At 44.4% G+C, this 21,531-nt stretch carries 20 protein-coding genes and 1 pseudogene; 2 read left to right on the forward strand and 19 right to left on the reverse strand.

The window, feature by feature from the left end:
- Positions 1–46: 46 nt before the first annotated feature.
- From HPY31_RS13170 to HPY31_RS13190, 6 genes and pseudogenes are all read right to left on the reverse strand, one after another.
- Entirely contained in the window at positions 47–433 is a 387-nt protein-coding gene (locus HPY31_RS13170; RefSeq protein WP_172141086.1) for a VOC family protein, read from the reverse strand.
- Positions 434–491: 58 nt separating this feature from the next.
- Positions 492–575, reverse strand: a pseudogene (locus HPY31_RS29190) (DUF5710 domain-containing protein); the annotation flags it as partial.
- An 86-nt stretch (positions 576–661) separates the two neighbouring features.
- Complete coding sequence (locus HPY31_RS13175) at positions 662–1,387, reverse strand: metal-dependent hydrolase (RefSeq protein ID WP_172141087.1); 726 nt, start codon at positions 1,385–1,387, stop codon at positions 662–664.
- 15 nt (positions 1,388–1,402) lie between these two features.
- Positions 1,403–1,780 (reverse strand): carboxymuconolactone decarboxylase family protein, encoded by a 378-nt coding sequence (locus tag HPY31_RS13180; protein ID WP_015892873.1) that lies wholly within the window; start codon positions 1,778–1,780, stop codon positions 1,403–1,405.
- Positions 1,773–2,192, reverse strand: a complete 420-nt coding sequence (locus HPY31_RS13185) for a MerR family transcriptional regulator (RefSeq protein WP_172141088.1) — start codon at positions 2,190–2,192, stop codon at positions 1,773–1,775. Before HPY31_RS13185 ends, HPY31_RS13180 begins: the two co-directional genes overlap by 8 nt.
- A gap of 185 nt (positions 2,193–2,377) precedes the next feature.
- Positions 2,378–3,445 carry a CapA family protein gene (locus HPY31_RS13190; protein ID WP_172141089.1) on the reverse strand — a complete coding sequence of 356 codons (1,068 nt, stop codon included), beginning with the start codon at positions 3,443–3,445 and terminating at the stop codon, positions 2,378–2,380.
- 256 nt (positions 3,446–3,701) lie between these two features.
- Here HPY31_RS13190 and HPY31_RS13195 point away from each other — a divergent pair, with 256 nt between their 5' ends.
- Positions 3,702–6,278: a winged helix-turn-helix domain-containing protein gene (locus HPY31_RS13195; RefSeq protein WP_253901795.1), complete on the forward strand. Its 2,577-nt coding sequence runs from the start codon at positions 3,702–3,704 to the stop codon at positions 6,276–6,278.
- Here the strand turns inward: HPY31_RS13195 and HPY31_RS13200 are convergent.
- The 4 genes from HPY31_RS13200 to HPY31_RS13215 all read right to left on the reverse strand — a co-directional run bounded on the left by HPY31_RS13200 (position 6,275) and on the right by HPY31_RS13215 (position 9,095).
- Positions 6,275–7,141, reverse strand: a complete 867-nt coding sequence (locus HPY31_RS13200; RefSeq protein WP_172141091.1) for an SDR family oxidoreductase — start codon at positions 7,139–7,141, stop codon at positions 6,275–6,277. The genes HPY31_RS13195 and HPY31_RS13200 overlap by 4 nt on opposite strands.
- The gene (locus HPY31_RS13205) at positions 7,141–7,650 is read right to left on the reverse strand and encodes a hypothetical protein (protein WP_172141092.1); all 510 of its coding nucleotides are present in this window, start codon (positions 7,648–7,650) and stop codon (positions 7,141–7,143) included. Before HPY31_RS13205 ends, HPY31_RS13200 begins: the two co-directional genes overlap by 1 nt.
- 98 nt (positions 7,651–7,748) lie before the next feature.
- On the reverse strand, positions 7,749–8,279 hold the full coding sequence (locus HPY31_RS13210; protein ID WP_172141093.1) for a MarR family winged helix-turn-helix transcriptional regulator: 531 nt from the start codon (positions 8,277–8,279) through the stop codon (positions 7,749–7,751).
- 45 nt (positions 8,280–8,324) lie between these two features.
- A complete protein-coding gene (locus tag HPY31_RS13215; RefSeq protein WP_172141390.1) occupies positions 8,325–9,095 on the reverse strand; it encodes a 3-hydroxyacyl-CoA dehydrogenase in 771 nt (256 codons plus the stop codon).
- A gap of 398 nt (positions 9,096–9,493) precedes the next feature.
- Here HPY31_RS13215 and HPY31_RS13220 point away from each other — a divergent pair, with 398 nt between their 5' ends.
- Complete coding sequence (locus HPY31_RS13220) at positions 9,494–9,967, forward strand: GNAT family N-acetyltransferase (RefSeq protein WP_172141094.1); 474 nt, start codon at positions 9,494–9,496, stop codon at positions 9,965–9,967.
- A gap of 57 nt (positions 9,968–10,024) precedes the next feature.
- On the opposite strand, the gene HPY31_RS13225 is transcribed toward HPY31_RS13220, so the two are convergent.
- The 9 genes from HPY31_RS13225 to HPY31_RS13260 form a co-directional block, all read right to left on the reverse strand.
- Positions 10,025–11,050 carry a Bug family tripartite tricarboxylate transporter substrate binding protein gene (locus HPY31_RS13225; RefSeq protein ID WP_172141095.1) on the reverse strand — a complete coding sequence of 342 codons (1,026 nt, stop codon included), beginning with the start codon at positions 11,048–11,050 and terminating at the stop codon, positions 10,025–10,027.
- The gene (locus tag HPY31_RS13230; protein ID WP_172141096.1) at positions 11,037–12,566 is read right to left on the reverse strand and encodes a tripartite tricarboxylate transporter permease; all 1,530 of its coding nucleotides are present in this window, start codon (positions 12,564–12,566) and stop codon (positions 11,037–11,039) included. The genes HPY31_RS13225 and HPY31_RS13230 overlap by 14 nt, the downstream gene beginning before the upstream one ends.
- Before the next feature lie 18 nt (positions 12,567–12,584).
- Positions 12,585–13,058, reverse strand: coding sequence for a tripartite tricarboxylate transporter TctB family protein (locus tag HPY31_RS13235; protein ID WP_172141097.1), 474 nt, complete (start codon positions 13,056–13,058; stop codon positions 12,585–12,587).
- A 131-nt stretch (positions 13,059–13,189) separates the two neighbouring features.
- A complete protein-coding gene (locus tag HPY31_RS13240) occupies positions 13,190–13,438 on the reverse strand; it encodes an HD domain-containing protein (protein WP_172141098.1) in 249 nt (82 codons plus the stop codon).
- 186 nt (positions 13,439–13,624) lie between these two features.
- Positions 13,625–13,747 (reverse strand): hypothetical protein, encoded by a 123-nt coding sequence (locus HPY31_RS29025; RefSeq protein ID WP_256434409.1) that lies wholly within the window; start codon positions 13,745–13,747, stop codon positions 13,625–13,627.
- A gap of 3 nt (positions 13,748–13,750) precedes the next feature.
- The gene (locus HPY31_RS13245; protein WP_172141099.1) at positions 13,751–15,034 is read right to left on the reverse strand and encodes a helix-turn-helix domain-containing protein; all 1,284 of its coding nucleotides are present in this window, start codon (positions 15,032–15,034) and stop codon (positions 13,751–13,753) included.
- A gap of 258 nt (positions 15,035–15,292) precedes the next feature.
- Positions 15,293–15,730, reverse strand: coding sequence for a hypothetical protein (locus tag HPY31_RS13250; protein WP_172141100.1), 438 nt, complete (start codon positions 15,728–15,730; stop codon positions 15,293–15,295).
- A gap of 1 nt (position 15,731) precedes the next feature.
- Positions 15,732–20,828 (reverse strand): polymorphic toxin type 30 domain-containing protein, encoded by a 5,097-nt coding sequence (locus tag HPY31_RS13255; protein ID WP_172141101.1) that lies wholly within the window; start codon positions 20,826–20,828, stop codon positions 15,732–15,734.
- Positions 20,829–21,021: 193 nt separating this feature from the next.
- On the reverse strand, positions 21,022–21,528 hold the full coding sequence (locus HPY31_RS13260; protein ID WP_172141102.1) for a hypothetical protein: 507 nt from the start codon (positions 21,526–21,528) through the stop codon (positions 21,022–21,024).
- Between the last annotated feature and the right edge of the window lie 3 nt (positions 21,529–21,531).

A 21,531-nucleotide genomic window follows, 5' to 3' on the forward strand; every position in this document is an offset into this window, starting at 1 on the left:
GACAAAAAGTTAGCCAGTACCAAGCGGTGTACCGGCTTTTCAACTATCATCTTTTCGGTAAATTAACCTGCCAGGATAATCCGTAACGATCTTGAACCCATCCGAACTTTTCACTAAACGGGTATTGCCCGAGCGGCATGAGTATTTGTCCATCTACTGAAAGCTGTCCAAAAATCCGGTTAACCTCTTCCTCTGTGTCGCAGTCCACAAACAACGAAATCGCCGGAGTAAAAGCATGATAGTCACCGTTCGTATTGTCGATACACATAAAGGTCTGGTCTTTTAAGGTGAAAGTAGCGTGCAGGACTTGTCCATTCTCGTGATGCAATACCTGCCTGATTTCGGAGCGATCAAAAATAGAAGTGTAAAACTTCATCGCTTCTTCCGCTTGTCCGTGGAACATGAAAAACGTAGTGATAGCTTGCACTGACAATCACTCCCTTTCGTGATGTTATACACCTCCATTCTGCCCATTCCTCAAACATGCATAACTATGCCCCATCCGGGATATACCATACTTTTTTCTCAAGGTCCCATTTAGCCCCCGGACTCTTTGCATAGTCTTTCTCAACAAAGGGACTGTTTAATGAAAATAAGGTTCTAGACTGACCAGAAAGTCATTGCCGTTATAACATCCTTAACGGAATACTATCTCTCTTTCTCATTTATCGTGATTGATAAAAATAGTATCACCAGGACTTATATCGTAAACTGTTAAATCTTTAACATCAGAAAGCAAAGCAGAGAGTTCGCTTGGCCGACCAGTTAAAAAATCAAATACGCCAAAATGTGTCGGTATAACATTTTTTATATTTAGCAGGCGGACTGCCTTAGCAGCCTCTCTGGGGGACATCGTATAAGCATCACCGATAGGCAATAGTGCCAGGTCTGGAACGTATAATTCAGCAATTAGAGCCATATCACCAAATACGTTTGTATCCCCAGCGTGATAGACAGTGTATCCATTTTCGAATTTGATTACGTACCCCATAGGCTCCCCGCCATAGAGAATCTGATCACCATCAACGAAAGCCGAGGAATGGTCTGCATGTACAGCAGTAACCGCTATATCTTCGAATTGTCGAGTTCCACCTTTATTTATGGCAACGATATTTTGAACACCTTTTTTCTGGAGAATAAAAGCCAGTTCCCAGCCTGCCAATACGCTGGCACCTGTTTTTTGCGCAAGCCAAACGACATCTTCAGCATGATCTCGATGTGCATGTGTTAAAAAAATGTAATCTACTTTTTCTATGTTTTTAATCGTTTCGGGACAGGAGGGATTGTTTTTAATCCATGGATCAATAAGTATTTTTTTATTTCCAGATGTTTCTATATAAAATCCACCAAAACCAATCCAGGTAAAAGAAATATTTCGGTTTAACATGTTGATACTCCCCTTTTATAAATTTCTAGCTGTAAAAACTTCCTTAGCTGCATTCAGTCCATTTAAAGCGGCGGGGAAACCAGCATAAACGGCCATTTGCATCATTATTTCCATGATCTCTTCTTTTGTCCATCCAACATTTAAGGCACCGTTAATATGAACTTTCAGTTGAGGAATTGCGTACCCAAGAGCGGTTAAGGCAGCAACGGTCGCAATCTCACGAGATTTCAAGTCCAATCCTGGTCGGCTATAGATGTCCCCAAATGGGAATTCAACTAAAAAACGTTCAAAGTCAGGCGCGATTCCTTTCAAAAACTCGCGAGTATGAACACCAGATTCTCCGACAACCTGATTCATTACTTGTGAACCGACTTCATACCTTATTTCAGCCATCTTTAAAATCCTCCACTTCATTGTTATCTGTACCTTCAATGTAACTCTCATAAAATGAAATTTTTTGAGTTACAGCATTTATAAATAATTCAATATTTCGTTGTTGTTCGAGCAACTTATTCCGATGATCCATAAGAATCGAAAGTCGATTCCTAACTGGTTCTTTGGGCATCTCCTCGGATTCCAAACGTTCAAGTATGCAGCCATCTTTTGTGAACTCCGAAATATCTTCAAGTGACATCCCTGTTTTTTTGAGAGTTGCCATGAAAATAAGAAAGTTTACATCAGAATCCCTAAATTCGCGTATTCCATTTTTGGATCTCTTTATTTTAGGAAATAACCCACTTCTTTCATAAAATCGAATGGTATGTGCAGAAAGTCCGGTTCTTTCCGCAACTTCTTTAATATTCATTTCGAGGAGCTCCTTCTGTTGTCGACTTGGTCCAATCTTACACCTTTGAGTTGACTCTAAGTCAAGTTACCAGTTTGCTTAACCCATTCAGTCAAAAACGTTATTTTTGGAGTCGAAAAAGACAGGCAAACGCCTGTCTTAGTTAATGTTTGGTTTCACACGTAGAGAAATGAAGCGGCGACTCGCTATTGAAGCTTAGACTCGGTTACTTCCCCTTTTTCGGATATACTCGCTCCATAGGAAATACGGTTGAGCTTGTCAATGATCCTCTGTTTGTTTTTCTCATCCATCGGAGCAGGCTGACCGTTCGTGAGCTTCACCGGGATTACGTGGCTCTTGCTCCCGTCTTTTGAAAAGGTCAATTGAACCATCATGGCTTCGCGACCTTTCGGATTGCGCGAGGTGGTAAACACAAAATTCCCTACACTGTAGTAGATCGGCGCCTTTTTATAGAACTCAACGCCCATAATCGAATGGCTATGCGACCCGACAATGGCATCCACGCCGCTGTCGATCAGCTTTTTCGCCATCTCACGCGCATATGGTTCTGGGTAATCCTTATATTCCAAATTCCAGTGCATGACCGCAATCGTAATGTCTGACTCTGCCACTGCCTTTTTAACATAGGACAGCATTGGCTCATACGAGTAGGCATGTGCGAGGCCTGGCTTGTTTTTTCGCGCATACCAACCCTCATTTGGAAGGACACGGCTGATCCCGATGATTGCCACGCGTTTTCCCTTGATCGTTTGGATGTAGGGAGCGAATGCTTCCTCCTCGTTTTTCCCTGCCCCCACGTAACCGATCTTTGCCTTTTTCAGATGATCCATCGTATCAGTGAGCGCGTCCATTCCGTAATCCAGCGAGTGATTATTCGCCAGGTTGACCACGTCGATGCCCGCGTTCACGAGCCCCTTCAACGACTCTGGCTTCGCACGATAGGTATATTCCTTTTTCTCCGGACGTCCCCGCGTACTGACGGGTGTCTCCAAATTGCCAATCGTCAGGTCTGCCTGCTTGAGAAAATCGGCGGTTTTTTGAAACGGATAATCTACGCCGTACCGTCCGATCTGATTCCCGACGCTCTTATCGAAAATCATATCCCCGACAAACGCTACCTGAATGGAATCCTGCTCCTGCAACTCCGCTTCGCTACTCGCCTCGACGGCGCCAGAAGATTCCGTTCCCATCGCAACACAGAGCATCCATGCAGCTACCACCATTACAGCTTGTTTCCATCGTCTCTTCTTCATGCCTCTTTCGCCCACTTCTCTTTTTTGCTTCCATTCTAGAAGCCGCGGGATGTGAAGCCTGTTGAAGCATGTCTGGCTTCCGTGGAAATTTCTCGCCGAAAAGTGACGGGCATGCAAAAGATGGCGGTTTGGGGCTTGCTCTTCAAGTCAAAATATTCCTCATTTTTCCAAATGTCGATTCTTGCCGATTACAAGTATAATGAATACAAAAGATTCTAATACATAGGACGGTACAAACATGCTCCATCATTCCATTATGCTGAAAACCAAAACAGCAATGCCCGCCGTTCGGTCGAATAGCGTTCACAGGAGCCGACTGCTGCAAAAAATGGACGCTGGTCTACAATGCCGACTAACCACTCTATACGCCCCAGCCGGTTACGGAAAAACGACCTTGCTCAGTCAATGGGCTCATCAGTACGGCGGTTCCACCGTATGGCTCTCACTCGATGAGATGGATAATGACCTGATTCGCTTTTGGAAATACATCGTATTTACGCTGTCTGAATCTGGCTTCGCTGAACTCTCCGAGCGAATGGAACCAGCCATGAAGGCAACCAGTCATACCTCGATCTTTACCTTCATCGATTCCCTGCTCAATGAACTCGCTGCTACGACACAGCCACTTGCTATCATTCTCGATGACTATCACGTCATCTCGGATGAGACGATTCACAACAGCTTGGCTTATTTTTTGGAATATCTCCCCAGTCACGTCCATCTGTACATCGCCAGTCGCAACAGGTTGCCTTTTTCTACAGTCAAATGGAACGTACGCCATGAAGTATGTCACATTGAGGCAGGACAATTTCTTTTCAGTCACCAAGAGACGGATAGCTTTTACCGGCAGGTTCACGATTTACCTCTAACCGAAACGCAAATTGAACAGCTGGTGAAAAGTACGGAGGGCTGGATCGCCGGCTTGCAGCTCGCAGCTATTTCACTCGTGAATACGGAGAATCACGATCAATTTTTTGCCGGATTTACTGGCTCTCATCGCAATATTTCGGAGTATTTGTTTCATGAGGTAATCATGCGACTTCCAGAAGAGGAGCGCAGCTTCTTGCTCAAAACCTCTGTGCTGGCGAGAATGGACGCTCACGTATGCCAAGCTCTGACCAGCCTGCCCCAGTGCCAACAAATGCTGACCCGCTTGCACCGCCAAAACATTTTTTTAATCCCACTGGATGATTATGGGACGTGGTATCGATACCATCACTTGTTTGCCGATTTTTTGCGCAGTCAATTGGAGCAAACGGCTCCCGGAGAAGCACGTGAGCTGCATCGGCTAGCCAGTGAGAGCTATGCGGAGCGTGGAATGATGGACGAAGCGATCGATCATGCGATTGCCGCTGCCGATTACACGCTTGCAGCAAGCTTCCTTGCGCAACATATTCCGGTACTGCTCCAACGCGGCGAGTTTTCCAGCTTTCTCAGAACGCTGGACAGCATCCCTGATCACGCGAACCATTTCTCACCACTTTTTCGCCTGATCTATGTGTTCCTCTTGGTTGCTTGCGGTTTTACGGATCGGGCAGAGCTTGCCCTCACCCAATTGGAGCAAAGCGCTGCGAGCCTAGAAGACTCAACGGAGCATCAACAGTTTTTGAGCGGGCTGTTTTTTGTCCGAGCGAATCTAGTGTTTGCAACCGGGGATTTTGAGAGTTGGATTGCCAGTTCCTCACAGTTAAGTGGTGAGCTGCCAGAGAGTCCGTTGTTTTACCATTTTAATTACAACACGACTGAGCCGTTTATTCGCCGTACGCGATTCGGGTTAAAAGGGATGCTGTCCGATCAAACAGAGGCTGTCGGCAAGCATTTTTCCAGCATACTCGAAGCTCATGGCTGGAAGGATTCTTTGATCAACCTGTACACCATTCAGGCGTTGGCGGAGGGGCTGTATGAGGAAAACAGGCTGGAAGAAAGCCTCGATCATCTTCAGCGAGTTCGTTTGGTCGCACTACAAAAGCAAATACCTGGCCTGCTCGTCCCAAATGCGCTGACATCCGCCAAGCACAAGCTAGTGGAGGGGAATTTTGTTGCGGCACGAAAAATCATCTCAGAGACACGGGAGACGGTCACAAGCTGGGGTGCTTCGTATTGGTTAAACCCATTACAAGCATTTCTCGCACACATCGCAATCCAGGAAGGGGACATTGCTTTAGCAAAAACGGAGTTGTCCAAGCTTCCCCCTTCCATTTTGAATCAGCCTAGCATTCAGAGAGAATTAGAGGTTTTGACCTATGTCCGTTTGTTGCTCACCCAGCAGCAGGAACAGGAAGCCTTGCGTATTTTAACGATCCTAAAGCCATCCAGTATTCGCGAGGAGCTGTTGATCAGCCAGGTAGACATCGCCATTCTGAAAGCCCTCGCCCACCAACAGTGTGGCAACAAAAAAGAAGCACTGGCTTTCCTCCACGAAGCACTCTTGATTGGCGGAAACAACTGCTACGTCCGAAGCTTTCTGGACGAAGGTACGGCGATGTCTCACCTCTTGCACGATTACCAGCTACGCTTGAAAAAACGATCCCAACAGCCAGGTCCGGCCGTATCGGCTGTGTACGTCAATCAGCTGCTATCCCTTTTCCCTAAGAAAATGGAGAAAAGAAAAGCTCCTTTGATTGAGCCGCTAACCGGAAAAGAAATGATTATCCTTTCCATGCTGGCCGAAGGAGCATCCAACAAGCTAATCGCCGATGAGCTAGGGAATACACTCGGGACCGTCAAGGTGTATTTGCATCGGATATATGGCAAGCTCGGTGTTACCAATCGCACACAGGCTCTTCTAAAAGCCCAAGAAATTTCGCTGTTAGAAAATAACCCTGTCGATTAACGGAACTTTTCACTATGTTCTTGCAGAAAAGCGTCCAGCTGGCGAGGTTCTCTGCCGAGGACACGCCATACATCGTCTGTCGGCTTTTCCGGGATTGTTACTGACATCAATTGAATTTCAACGACATGACTGGCGAGCCACTCCGGCATGTTTCCGTACTCCATCAGATCACGTCGGAGTGCTTCGCTATCCTTGTTGATGTACGTTATCGGGCGGCCAAGCAGTTCGGACAGCTTGCTCGCAATTTGCGAATAGCTGAAAACCTCAGAACCCGTCAGTGTGTATACACGACCTGCTTTTTCGGGATGGGTCAATGCCTCTGCGGCAACATCGGCGATATCCCGGCAATCGATAAAGTTGCAGGCTGTTTCGCCCATCGCGCCGAAGAAAACATGTTGCGTCTGAATTGTCGGTGCGAAACGGAGCAAATTCTGCATAAAGGCGTACGGACGAAGCACAGTATTTTTCATACCCGATTCTAATAAAGTTCTCTCGATTTCCTGGTGCCATCTCGCTACGGCGACTGGCGCCTTTCCGTCGTAGGCTGGACTGGATATTTTGACAATATGTTGGATTCCAGCCTCAGCTGCTATGCGAATCATCGCTGTTTCCAGCTCGACCTGATCGGGACTGTTTGAAAGGGAAAGGAAAAGCTGATTCGCACCAGTGAATGCTGTGCGCAATGATTCAGGGTCAGAAGCTTCCGCTGCTGCGACTTCCACCGTAGATGCTGCCCGTTCTCCCATTAGCATCTGAAGTTTTTCCGGTGTTCTACTCAATGCCCGAGTTGGGACACCAAGCTCTATCAATCTTTTCAAAAGTTCACGTCCTATAGTTCCTGTCGCTCCCATGACTACGATCATTATCTATCTCTCCTCCGTAACTGATTCCATTTTTGTCGGTTATGGCTGATGGCACTACGCCACCGCCATGTGATTAACGTGCTGGCGATTATCGCTGATAGCGGGAAGTCGATCCAGACACGACTTAACCATGCTAACGATTCATCGGGAGCCACGATGACGAGTAACTCCGTTGTTAGCCATGCTGCCAACAGACCGATCACCGCCATTGTCATCCCCATAATCGCTACCAGCGCCAAATGAGGCGTGTGGGTGACCCAGCGTTTATGTATACCTTGGCTCTGTAGCCATCGTCCAAGCAGTGCGGCAATCAATGCAGATGTACCGCCAATCGTGGTCAATGCTCCTATTTGCAGCCCTTTGTCAGCAGTGATCCATCCTCCAATGCTCGCCATGATCGCAGGAGACAAATAAGCCATGACGACCTCTCGCCATAAAACAAACGATTTTCGCTCGGGACCTGCCCTCTTGATTGGATAAACTCCTCCCGATTTTGCAGGATCATGCATCTTTTTCACCTCCTTTCCTCTGTTCTAGAAAAAATAATTAGGAACCTAACTATACAAGGATGAAAATGGGCTAGCTGCCTAGCCCGCTTTACTGCTTACTATTCTTCTGTCAGTGCCGAGATACCTTGTGTCACACGGTCCAGCAGGTCGAGAAACACACTGCGCTCCTGGGTATTGAGCAACCCGACCATCGCTTCCAATCTCGCAAAGTGCTCAGGCGCTATTTCACGCAGCTTGCTTGCCCCGAGCTCCGTTAACATGACCGATTTTTGCCTGCCATCTTTTGCACTCGCTCGTCGTGAAACTAGGCCATCACGCTCGAGGATGTCGATCAGACCGGTAACAGTTGCACGAGTTACACCCAGATGCTCTGCCAATTGTGACGGAAGTACTTCCCCTCCGTTATCTTCAAGGTCTGCCAACAACCGATATCGTCCCGTTGATAAGCCGAATCTGGCAAAATGTATTTCGGCCGCATGCCCTAGTTTGGCTCCTGCCTCCATCAGCCTGGCGGCGACGAGTATAGCTTGTGCATCAACATCGAGTCCATACCGGTCAATCTGGCGTTGCGATTGAACTAGCGATGGGATCGCATCTTCTTGTTTTCTTCCGTTTGAATGGTTTGTCATGGGCATAGTATGGCACCTAACTATTTTCGTGTCAATACTGCTTCTCTATTTCGGTGCCATCCTGATTGCACCATCCAGCCGGATCGTTTCTCCATTTAACATCGGATTGGTGAGGATGCTGTTCACGAGCATCGCGTATTCTTTTGGGTCACCCATGCGTGCGGGAAAAGGAACAGTCGCACCCAACGCTGCTTTTTCAGAGCGCGGAAGCTGATCGAACATCGGCGTGTCAAATAGCCCTGGAGCAATCGCCATCACGCGTATGCCATACCAAGCCAGATCTCTTGCTAGCGGCAGGGTCATGCTTACAATTCCGCCTTTGGAGGCGCTATAGGCAACCTGCCCCACCTGTCCTTCAAAAGCCGCCACTGATGCGGTATTGATGATGACACCCCGCTCCCCCTGTTGGTTCGGCTCATTTCCTGCCATTTGCTCCACCGCCAACCGAATAACATTAAAAGTACCGATTAGATTGACTGAAATGACTTTGCTGAAGGCTTCCAGTGGATGTGGACCGCTTCTCGACAGCGTTTTTTGTGCCAAACCAATCCCCGCACAGTTGACCAGGGCGTGAATCGTACCGAATGTGCCAGCAGCCTGATCAATGGCCTCCTTTACACTCGCCTCACTCATGACATCGGTATGCACGAACAATGCATTCTCGCGCCCCAACTCATTCGCCAGCGCTTGCCCCTTCTCCACCGTCAAATCAAGAATGGCTACTTTTCCCCCGTGTTGAACTACATTCCTCACAGCGGCTTCTCCCAAACCGGAAGCACCACCCGTTACAATGGCAACCACTTCCCGCATATCCAAGCCATTCTCTCCCTTCCTCTGCTGTTGCATCCGCATTCAGAAAAAAGCTCTGCAAGTTGGATACCAATCGAGCTCCCCCTTGTCGCACGTGGTTTTTACGCAGCGACAAGCAGTCTGCACCTTCTCAAATCCAGACAGGTGTGAGACAGCTGTGTCCGGGCAAAGGACAGTTGTGCTTATCCAGCTTGTTTTTATTTGTGACCGGAATGTTGCTTTATCTGGTGGTTCAAAACATGGGTAAAAACCGGACATTGGTTCGAGAGAGGACCATTAGAAAGCTTCATGCCTAAAATAAGTAGGTAACCAATCTGTCGGTTCATCCGTCTGCTATATAGGAGAATTTTACTAATCATACATGCACCTATTTCGAAGTAGTCAGACGAACTGGAGATGATCTCATGAGTCCTATGGTTTTTTTCAAAAAGGCTGTCCCCGCGAACGCTGAGCAACTCACCCAAATTGCCACTCGCTGCTTCGCAGAAGACGTCCAAAAGTACGGAGAGGGCCCTGCCGGACATGACCAGCCTGACCAGCATATTTTGTTCATGCAAAAGGCCCATTACTATACGATCTTGCTGGATGACCAGATCGTAGGCGGCTTTTGCCTCATTCCAGTCGACCATGAGCATTTGGAGCTGGGGATCATTTATGTCGATCCTGATAAGCAAAACCTGCGTATCGGAACCCAAACCATGCAGTTCATGGAAGCCGCGTATCCACACATCAAAAAGTGGACGCTCGATACTGGCTATGAAGCGATACGCAACCAACACTTTTACGAGAAATGCGGTTACAAAAAGGTCGGCGAAACTGAGCCGAACGCAACAAATGGTTTTTATAAATTCAGGTACGAAAAACGGATACCTAAATAGATAGATGGAAAAGGGAGAACAGCTACAGGCCATTCTCCCTTTTTTCTTTTGTCGCCCTTATTTTCGAATGCCCTTCTTGGTCGCCAATTCCAAGTAGTAGGTCGTTTCTGCCTGTGTTTCCTTCGTAAATGCTTCACTTACCGCGTATGCTGGCTCCACATGGATTTCACTCAGCTTTTGCAAAAAGGCTGGGTCTTTTTCCATCTTGGCAATCGCTTCTTCCCATTTGCGGATAATCGACGCTGGCGTTCCTTTGGCAAACGACACTCCCGTCCACCAGAAAACCGACAAGCCTTGAATCCCTTGCTCCTCCGCAGTAGGAACGTCAGGCAGGAACGGACTTCGCGTGTCACCGGATACGGCGAGGATTTTGACCTTGCCCGCTTTCAGCATCGGCATGATCTCCCCCACTGTATGCACCGCCAAAATCGCGTGCCCTCCAGCCACTTTCGGGACAGAGTCGGATGCGCCTTTCGTCACGATCATTCTCGTCTTGGCGAAGTCAGCCCCAATCACATCCAACCACTCTGCTACCCCAAAAGCGGAAAAGCCTGCTGGCCCTACAGAAGTCCAGGTTAACTGCTCCGGATTCGCACGCACCCACGCGGAAAATTCAGCGAAATCTTTCCAAGCTGCGTCGGCTTTCACAGCAAAAGCAAGCGTCCCTTTGCCAATCCTGGCTGTATAGACTTGATCCTCGTTTGTAATCGGCGGTGTTTTCATCCCGGCAGCGAGCATCGTCGTATTGGATACATTGACAGCAAGTGCTGTGTAACCATCGTTTTTGGCTTGCTTTAAAGCATACTCCGCTCCTACCGCCCCACCACCTCCCGCCTTGTTGACGACGATGATGGGCTGCCCCCATTCCTTGCTCAAATAATCTGCTGCCGCTCTGGCCACGAGATCGACTCCGCCCCCGGCAGAATACGGAACGATATACTCCACCTGCTTCGATGGATAAGCCGACTCGGCTGCACCTTGATTTCCACATGCGCTAACGGCTGCCGCCAAAAGTAACGACAGGATGACAGCTGCCCATTGTTTATACCCTTTCAATGACTCTTCCTCCCTACGCGACGACATCTACTCCCCGGTCTCGCTCTTCTTTCAGCCGTTGCTGTGTCCGGCGGTTCAGCATCATAGAGATGATCAAGAGTGCTCCAGCTGCCAGCAAGATGGTCAACGATAGGGGCCGAAACAAAACAATACTGAAATCACCCGCGCCCATCGCCATCGTTTGAATGAAGGATTCTTCCAGAAGAGGTCCCAAAATGAAGCACAACACCAGCGGAACAACGGGCCATTTATATTTGGAGAAAACATACCCAAGTCCGCCAAACAAAAACGCTACCCACACATCAAACATGCTGTTCCGCACACTGTATGCCCCAATCGTGCAGAACATCAGGATGATTGGAGCCATGATGCCATACGGTACCCTCGTTAATTTGACCCACACCCATACCATCGGGAGATTGAGCACGAGAAGCATCGCATTCCCCACGAACATCGAAGCGATGACCGTCCAGACAAAGCTCGCATTTTGTTCAAACAAAACAGGGCCTGGCGTCAATCCATAGATCATCAAGCCTGCTAACAAAATCGCCAGCGGCGGTGAGGAAGGAATCCCGAGCGAAAACAGCGGGATGAAGCCTGCACTGCTCGTCGCATTATTCGCTGCCTCTGGTGCCGCCACCCCTTCGATCGCTCCCTGACCAAACTTCTCGGGATGCTTCGATAGCTTTTTCTCCATATCGTACGCCAAAAACGACGTGATCGCAGCCGAACAGCCCGGCAGCAATCCAAGAAAAAAGCCGATAATCCCGCCCCTCAGCGTAGGCCCAGCACTTACTCTCAAGTCTTCCTTTTTCGGGTAGACACTCCCTGGCTTGCCAATCAGGGTAGCTGTGCGTTTTTCATCAATCCCTTTGAGGACTTCCGTGATCGCAAACAACCCGATAATGATGCTAATCATGTCAAAACCGCCGACCAATGCGGGAACGCCGTAATCAAAGCGCGGCATGCCCGAAGAAGGCCCCAGTCCAACTAGAGCTAGCGTATAACCGAATGCCCCCATCAAAAACGATTTGACCAATGATCCTCCTGATAGACTGACCATCAGCGTGAGAGCCAAAATCATCAGCGCAAAGTATTCAGGCGGTCCGAATTTTAAGGCTTGATCTGCCAGAATCGGTGCGAAAAAGACGAGGCCGATCACCCCCAGTACCCCTGCACCAAACGAAGCCAGTGCGGATATCCCCAATGCCGGCCCACCTCTCCCTTTTTTCGCGAGCGGATAGCCATCCAAACACGTGGGGACTGACGATAGCTCCCCCGGGATATTGAGCAGAATGGCAGTCGTCGAGCCACCGTACATGGCACCGTAATAAATCCCTGCCAGCATGATCATTCCTTGTGTCGGCTCCAGTACGGCTGTCACCGGAAGCAGAATCGCGATGGCAGAAGTGGGACCGAGACCGGGCAATACGCCTACAAAGGTGCCAATAAGAGCGCCGAGTGCTGCCATGAGCAGATGCTCCGGCGCGAGGGCTGAAGCAAAACCAGCCAGTAGTAATGGGAACGTCTCGATGATCAGCACCTCCTTATCATACTTGCTCTAAAACCAATCGCCTCCAGGCAGCGTGATATGCAGCGAGTAGATGAACACCACATACAGCCCCCCTGTCAAAAGGACGGAGTACATGATGGACGTACGCCACCGATAGCTGCCGATCAATATAAAAAATGCAAAGGAGACAAACAGCGTCGCCATTGTGTAGCCGATCGCGCCGAGCAGCCAGACATACAGCAACAGGAATAAAAAGCAAAGCAGCAGGCGCAGCCTTTTTCCAGGAAAAAGCGGTCCGGGATTTGGCGAAGAGGCTTGCTCCGTCACACGGAATGATTGGACCAGCAGCACACCTCCAAGCATGAAAAACAGTAAGCCGAGAATGGCAGGCAACGTGTGATCCCCTACGTACAAGGACGTCGAAAATGCCTCCAGACGATAGGCCTCGAATGATAGGACGACTCCAAGAAACATACTTAGGAGGGCACCGATAAAATCTGGCTGATTATCCGGGCGTCTCATGTGTATCACCTCAGCAAAAAAGCTACCACCAGCCTATGGCACATGCGCCCATTGTGTGCGAAAGCATAAAAAACTACCATAGCCGTTGTCCGTATGGGACAAAGCATATGGTAGTCATTTACATCTTGATTTCAATTTCGTTCCATTTCGATTTGGTCGCTCAGACGAATAATGGCATGAGCGACCTTCGCTTCATACGTCTCATTGCTTTCGAACTCGCTCCAAAGCTCTTTGCTATCACCGTTCGAAACATCGTGGATCATGAGCATTTTCAAAAGCTTCTCCATATTGGCTTGATTGCGGATCAAATGAGGCTCCATCCGCTTAACCACCATCCATAATTTTTGCGAATTGACCATCGGCGTCGTCACCATCTGCATCCGCTACCTCCATACCAATTATAACTACATATAACTAGTTATAATTAATTATAACGAATTACTCAAGTAAAAATGTTGTCTTCCGAAGTCACCTTTTTGCGTATAAGAAATGCCCTCCGATTGGAGGGCATTGATTGTATGGTTCAGTATGTTGCTTATGTTTCTATTGTCAGAGAAAAAAGATGATTACCAAGGCTCCGGCCAGCCATATTGTATAATTAGATTAGATTGCTTGGCTGGTTGTTCTACTAAAACTGGCATTGCAATGAAGGCGGTTAACATACACAAAGACAATATCCATTTCTTCATGACCTATACCTCCTGTTTGGATCTATGATTACTTCCATTATACACGTTTACCAATTTATGGAGTATACCAAAAGGAAGATTTTTTTTCTTTGACACATAGAATTCAAAAAGTACGCTCAGACTCTTATCGGCTTGTTTTATCTCATTGATTGCGCGATAGTAATTCACGCTCTCCACAAGACTATCGATCCCTAAGTCTGCTTCGTCTTTTTGAATGAAAAAGGTGCCCTTTGTTCGGAAATACAGTCCCATTTGATTGTATTGATTCGGAGTAGTTAAATTCTCTGGCAAGATCGATGCTTCTGCCAAAAATAGCTCACGGATTTTCTCTTCGTCTCCTACCTGGATATAAATCTCTAGCAAATCATTCGCAATCACAATTTTTTCATCCTGTGCTTGTTGTGCAAGACACTCTTGTAATACCGGAATGGCTTTATCAAATTTCCCTGTCTTTCCGTATAGTTTCCCCCGAATATGTCTGGCATGTTTATGTACCTCGGGATAATCGAACATTTCGTATCTCTCCAGATAAAAATGTCCTAATGTGTAGTCCTCCAACTCAAAATAGGAAATGATGATCGCAAGAATCGCTGCTGCTTTTTGCTCACTCTGACTATGATCAATTTCAAGTCCTTGTTTACACAGATGAATACAATCTGAATAGAATCCAAGACGTAATGCATGGAAGGAAAATTTATAGTAGGTCAAAATTCGCTCATTGATATGCAGATAGGACGTGTAGTGTAATAGCTCCTTGCCTTCTACATAAGTCTGATCTAATTGGCTTAAATTTTCACGTCGAATCATGTAGCGTTGGAAAAGCGATCTTGCCAGATACAAAGGAATTCCGTGTTCACGTGAGTAATCACAAATCACGTCATAAAGAGCCAAGCGCAGTTCTTCATTCCCTTCCATTCCCGCGCTTTGATACAGATAGTCTAAAGAAAGAAATGTATTGCTTTTGGGACAATTTAGCAACTGCAAAGCTACTTTGTTGGTAAGAACCACATTCTTCTCTTGCATCACAGCCTCTAATAGAGACCGCAGTGTCGCTTCGCGCGTAATTTTATGTAAATAGGGTACGATCGCTGTATAAAGTGGAATATCAAGTACTTTTGCCAGCTTCATTACATGCTGCATATTTGGTAAAGTAAAGGCATCGGATTCTATCTTACTAATGGTTCCAGAAGCTACACCTGTTCTTTCTGATAACTCAGTCAGTGTTAAGTTTGCTCTATTTCGATATACTCGTAATATGCCCCCAAAGGTCTTTCCCTCTGAAATCACAGCAAATACACCCTCCTGATGATTCCTTTTTATGGATATGATAGCACATTAAACCACGAATGATATAATCGATTTGAATCATTTTTAAATAGATTACACTTTTTAATAGAGTGAAGGAAGAAAAAATGGATCGATCATACCTATACTTGACAACATAAAAGGCTACATCCAAATTTGTGTGGATATAGCCTTTATGCGAATAGAGCACTTGATTTACTGAATGTGGAATCCATTCCTTACACAAGTATCCAAGATTCCTTACTGTGATTTTTCGGGGTCGTAATTGATTTCCACCAATGCTTCGGCAGCAGTCTCCCTAATATAATCAGTCGGAGAATTTAAGTAAGGTTCAATTACATTGATAAATTTTTGGTTTTTTGAAGCACCAATTATGGTTAATGCATAATCTAGAATAGGGTCGTTTAGAGTTGGTAAAACGTTTGCTAATTTATCCCATTCTATGGTTTTGGCTACTTCTTGAAATGTTACTGCATTCGCAATTATTCGAAACAAACTCTCTTTTATAGCAAAGTTTTCTTCTACTATCGCAAGGTCTAGGGCATACTCTGTGATATTAATAACGTCATCCCGATTGAGTGTTCCATACTCTATTAAATCACCAATTTCTTCTAATCTGTTAAATAGATCATCACCTCTATTTAGGAATAACCTTTTCAGATAAGTGACGTCGATCATATTATCCTCCTATGGGTGTTTGAATTGGTATATGAGTATCATTACCAAACTCTTCACTATAATTGGGGCTGTTTTTATTGTAAATTCCTCTTGTGTGCCAATTTCCTTTTGAATCCAAGTACTTGTTTCCTCTTACAACTCTTACTATCCAATTATTTCTTGCATTACTTCCTTCTGGAGCTGATGCGTCGGGGCCATGAACTCTCACTCGCCATGATACCCCATCCCCATTTTCTTCCCAGTGGTATTCAAATCCTTTTTCTACCTTCCCTTTAACTGGAGTTAATTCACGTCTTTTTGCATAAGTAGGAATTCTTGAAATAATATCATCTACTGTAGATCCTCTTATTCCAATAAAATCTCCAACACGTCCTGTTCCTAACTTCGCAACATTACCAAATATGATGCTCCCACGTTCACTTTTTAAGTAAGTGAATGCACGCTTTACAAACTCTCCACCTCTGAGATAGACAATAGTGCCAGTAACTATTGGACCTACCACCCATCCAGCTGCTTCGGCAACAATAACTGCATCTCCAATAAGGAAGATTTCGACTGTTTCACCATACCTATCATGTCCTAGTGATGAATCTGCATAAGCATACCCTAACAAGCGATCAGTGATTATTCCGTCTTCCTGTAAATACCCCATGTTTCGTTCATAAACATCTTTTGCAACATGGGTACTCCACTTGTTAAGGGTTACTTGATATGCGACTACACTCATCAGTAAGTCACTGTCGTAAACCCCAGTATTTTCACCATCGTAAAACCCGATTTTCTCTAAATATTCTTGCATCCTACTGATCTTCTCACTTGGAATTGTAGCGTTTAATTTATTTAGTAACTGCACCAATTCAAATTCTTCAAGATCGACCGTATTTTTGACAACTACATCTGCATGGATTGGCCACTGCGGGAAATCAGCTGTTACGATCTTTACTTTATAACGACCTGATTGTGCAAAGGTACCAAACTGTGCAGAAACAATCCCATCCCATTCAAAAAATTGATCCTCGGCTTTCACGTTTTTTCTAATTTGTTCGTATACTTTTTCTTTTTTATCGTTAAATATTTGAATATATGTTGTTTCATGTGGACTTTTAAATGTCCATCTGAATGTAGCACTTTTTTTAAATCCTGGTGTTGCATCAATAACAGCATATGACGGGCTTAACTTTATTTCTTTATGAGTAGTTTGATAACCGCGGCTATCTGGTAAAGTAAGCAATGCTTTAGTAGTATTTTCTGATGCGTTTTCATGATACTGAACTTTTGCAAAGTAAGTACCAGGTTGATTTGCAAAGAAGATTGTCTCTGGTTCATCAGGGTAGAACGTTTGAATCGATTTGCCAGACTCATCTTCTAATGTTATAGCATTTGCTGAGACGAACAAATGAATCTGTGCGGCTTCTTTTAGATTCAAGCGATAGTAATCCACATCAAACCTGGAGGACAATCTATCACTATATATCTCGTCCCACTCAGATGGAATTGCTCCTTCTCTTGCACTATCGGCATCCACAGTTTCAACTGTTATACGAGTATTTAGGCTTCCATTAGTAGCGCCTAATTTTAAATAGTGAGTCGTACCTGCACTCAGATTATATTCAAGCTTCGAGAAGAGCTTTCCATATGGACCATCCGGAACGTTATCGTTTTCTGCCAATAATGTTGTGAATGAATCATCAGAATATAATTGAAGGTACGTATCGTTTTCGGGTCCTTCGTTCTTATATGGGCTGGTAAAAAATCGATAGTTCCCAGAAACTGAAGGAGTAAACTTGTAGTACAAGCTCTTACCAGAGTTTGCTGTTACATCTATAGGCTCATTTTCTTTCAAAATTTCAATATTCTCAGGTTCTGGGTTAGTAGATGGCGATGTAGAGGGGGGCTGCCATGGTTCTACCCCTTCTATATTGATCGTAACCACATCACCAGGAGCTTTATTCTGATCGGTTATCCGAATGAAATAGATCCCCGAACTCAAAGGAGTATAGGTAAGAGTATCACTCGAAGAAGATACAATTTTTGAACCATTTGGGTCATCTAAAAGAGTTATTGATCCTGTCCAACTGAGTCCTTTTTGCACGATTTTGATAGTTTGATTTGCTTGTGCCTTTACAATGTACCAAATGTCTTTAGATGAGCCAAAAGTATCTGTCTGAGGCGCTGGGAACGATACTGGCGTGGATACGAGCCACTCATACTTATTTTCTCCACCACTTCCTCCAGTTAGCATCTTGATATAGTACGTTCCACTTGTCTCGATCCTTACATCCATACGTGAAGTCGTATCAGATAGGATTTCTTTTTTTGTACTATCATACAAGACCCAACCCTCAAGCGGTGAAGAGCCTTTTCCCCAAAGATGATAATTCAATCCTTCTTTTAATTCCGTCCGAAAGAAGATACTATCATTACTCGGAGTGGAAAAAGTAGCAATCGTTCCTTTTATCCCATCCAAAGAAACCGAATATGCTTGATTAAGATCAGACCCATCACCAGCTGTGATAGAAAATGTCTTTCCGCTATTTCCTGAAACTACTATAAAATAGGTTCTCGTTTCCGCAGGGGTAAAAGTAAGAGTGTCTAAAGAAACCGTTTTTATAGCAGGTTTGTTCGGATCATCGTATAAGTACATACCGGCACCAAAACCACTCAAACCTGGTGTATAAACTCTTAAGGTATGATTCGCTTTTGCTTTCACTTGATACCATATTTTCTTTTCTGGCCCAATCGTATAGCTTTGAGGCGTAGATACCGATAGAGGGATCGATTTGAGAATATAGTATTCGTGCTCCCCAGCATTCTCACCGGTTAACAATTTAATGTAGTATGTTCCACTTGTATCAACCTTGATATCAGTACGTGAAGTAGTACCGGATAAAACCTCTCTTTGTGCGCTATCGTACAAAACCCAGCCTTTAACTAATGGGTCTCCCCAAATGTGATAGTTATATCCCTTTGTCAACTCCGCAGCAAAGTAGATACTATCGTTACTAGGACTTGAGAATTTTCCTATACTCTTTTTATCGTCTTTATCAAAAACGATTGCATATGCTTGGTCAATGCTAGATCCATCACCAGCAGAGATAGTAATTTTTTGTCCACTGTTGCCCTTTATTTTAATATAGTAAGTACCGGTGGTTTTGGGTGTATACGTTAAAGTATTCTTTGTTGTGTAAGCTAATGATGGTTGATTTGGATCACTGTAAATGTCTTTAGAGGTCCCTCTCCCCTGAAGATCAGGTGTAAATACGCTTAACGTATGATTCTCTTGTAATGTAATAGAATACCAGTTATACCCTGAAGCTCCGATTGTATCTTCGACAGGACCAGGTGTTATTAATGGTTTGATCTCCTCTGGCAAAACGGAATTCAATGCATTCTTTTGTGAGGTAATTTCTACCTCATTCGAGATAAGCATTTCACCAGTTTCAGTCATACCCGTTACTACATAGTATCTAGATTCATCAGAATTTCGATCAATGGAATGATCTACATAGGAGGTTTCCGTTAGTTTTGAAATTAACTCTTCATAACTTTGAGAATTACTGCTGCGCATTTTTACGCTATAGCTCGTAGTTTTGTCTTCCGTATTCCAACGAAGAACATTCCCGTTCATTGTTGGAGTAACATCAAGATTAATACGTTCTTGAGGATCAGTTACATCAATTTCAATATCTACCGTCTTATCTTCATAATAAACACTGATCAGTGTTGTTCCTTCAGCATGTGCAGTTATCTTGCCATTACTAACACTAATTATCGCTTCATCTTTTACCTTCCAAAGAGCCTCGTTGGTGACGTCTTTCATTGTGCCATCTGGATTTTGAAGCTCAACGGTTACTTGTTTTTCACCACCTACATCTAAAGCTACGTTATGAAGAGAAGGAATTAATGTAGGTTCATCCTGGTATATCTGTACAGCAGTTACATTTGATAAAGTTTGTGATCCATCGGTGCCAAGCCCAATAATTCTATACTCATGAGTGGCTCCCTTTTGTAATGAGGTATCCTTATAATTTGTTGCCCACAATTCATCCGTTATTTGTTCGAAGTCTTCATTGCCAACTCGACGTTGTACAATATACTTTGAGTTTTCTGACCATTCACTCCAAGTCAACTGGATTTCTTCGTTTTCTTGTTGCGCACTAAGGTGAATAGATTCATCGGTACCAACCGATACTTCCAGTTGGATTTCTTTTTGATTGTAAAAGCCGATGATCCTCGTTTTCCCTGCATTCATTGCTTCTATCTTTTCGGTGGTTATCGAAACAATACTCTCATCTTCGACTTTCCATTCTATCTTGGTGCTTACATCTCTAGTCGTACCATCTGTAAACCTTGCAATTATTTCTACTGATTTGGATTCACCGACTTGAAGGTCAAGCCTAGTAGAATCAGTTTCTAATGTAAAGTCATTCTGTCCTTTTTTCATTTTGATTTTCACTGGCTTTGAAACAACGGAATCGCCATTAGATAAGTTTGCTTCAACCCTATAGTAATAGGTTGTACCAGGTCTGACTGTATCATCAGAAAAAGTGTTCTTCTTCAGATCAACCGCAAGAACTTCGTACTTCCTCTTACTTTCTCCTCGTTTCACTGTATAACTAGTAGCATCTACATTTTCCCAGCTTAAAATGGCACTTCCTTCATTTTCACTTGCCTTAATCTCTAGGTTCTCTTGATTAGGTGATACTTGAACAGGAATTTTTAATTCTTGTTCTCCATACTGAACAGTTACCAAAGTTGAACCAATAGCTGTTGCTGAAAACTGTCCGTCTTTAATAGATACAATGCCTTTCTTTTTTGGGGTCCAAGAGACCTCTTGAGTTACATCGCCACTGTTGCTATAGAAGTCACTAAAGATACGAACGTTTGTCGATTCCCCGACTCGTAATTCCACTTTTTCATGAGATGCGAATAATGATTTTACTTTTTGATCAACCTTCTCTTCTTCAGAACTTGAGAGATTCACCTCTTGTAAACTAGACGCAGACACTCTTTGCACCGCATTTGGAAGATAGCTTATTGGGACTGAACCTGTTAATAATAGAACGAATGCTAAAAATATTCTTAGGTACTTCTTCAAAAAAACGCCTCCATTATCCCTGTTTTTAACATAACACATAAATTTTAGGTTATATAACCATGTTTTTACATAGGTCTTTTTTCTGGTTTTTTACAAATTATTGCAGGGACTAGAAAAAATGAAAAGCTATCCCTTGGCCATAATAAGCCTTATGAGATAGCCGAATGTTGGCTTCACTACATATATTCATTTATTATTTTGCTTTTTTAGTGATTACCCATTGTTGGTTATCCTTGTCTAATTCGAACTCAGCAAGGATAAGATCTCCATTCCCTTCCTCTTGTAAGTAAGCTATTTTTCCAAACATAAGATTCTCGTTGACTAACAAGACAGGTATAGTATCTCCTTCCTGTATAATTGGATCTAAAATTTGCTCTTGAACATCTATAAATGAAGTAGCCACTTCTCTAGAGTATTTCTCTTTTAATTGCTCTTCTATTAAGTTGCTATGTAAATACGAAACATAGATCCATTCTTTGCCCTCGTTATCCACTACGGTATCAAGAGCAGAAAAACTAGAAGAATTGTTCTTCATGAATGAAGAATTAGTAGATCGTATTCCCAGTTTATCTAAGGTTTCACTCTGATATTTTTGTGAGGAATCTGTTAATTGAGGAATTCCTTTATCCGCCAATACCTTAGGACCAATCAAAACTACAAAAACAAGTCCAATGCACAAAGGTAACATTTTCTTCATCATTTA

This window comes from Brevibacillus sp. HB1.3, from assembly GCF_013186635.1.
In the GTDB taxonomy this organism is placed as follows: Bacteria; Bacillota; Bacilli; order Brevibacillales; family Brevibacillaceae; genus Brevibacillus; species Brevibacillus brevis_D.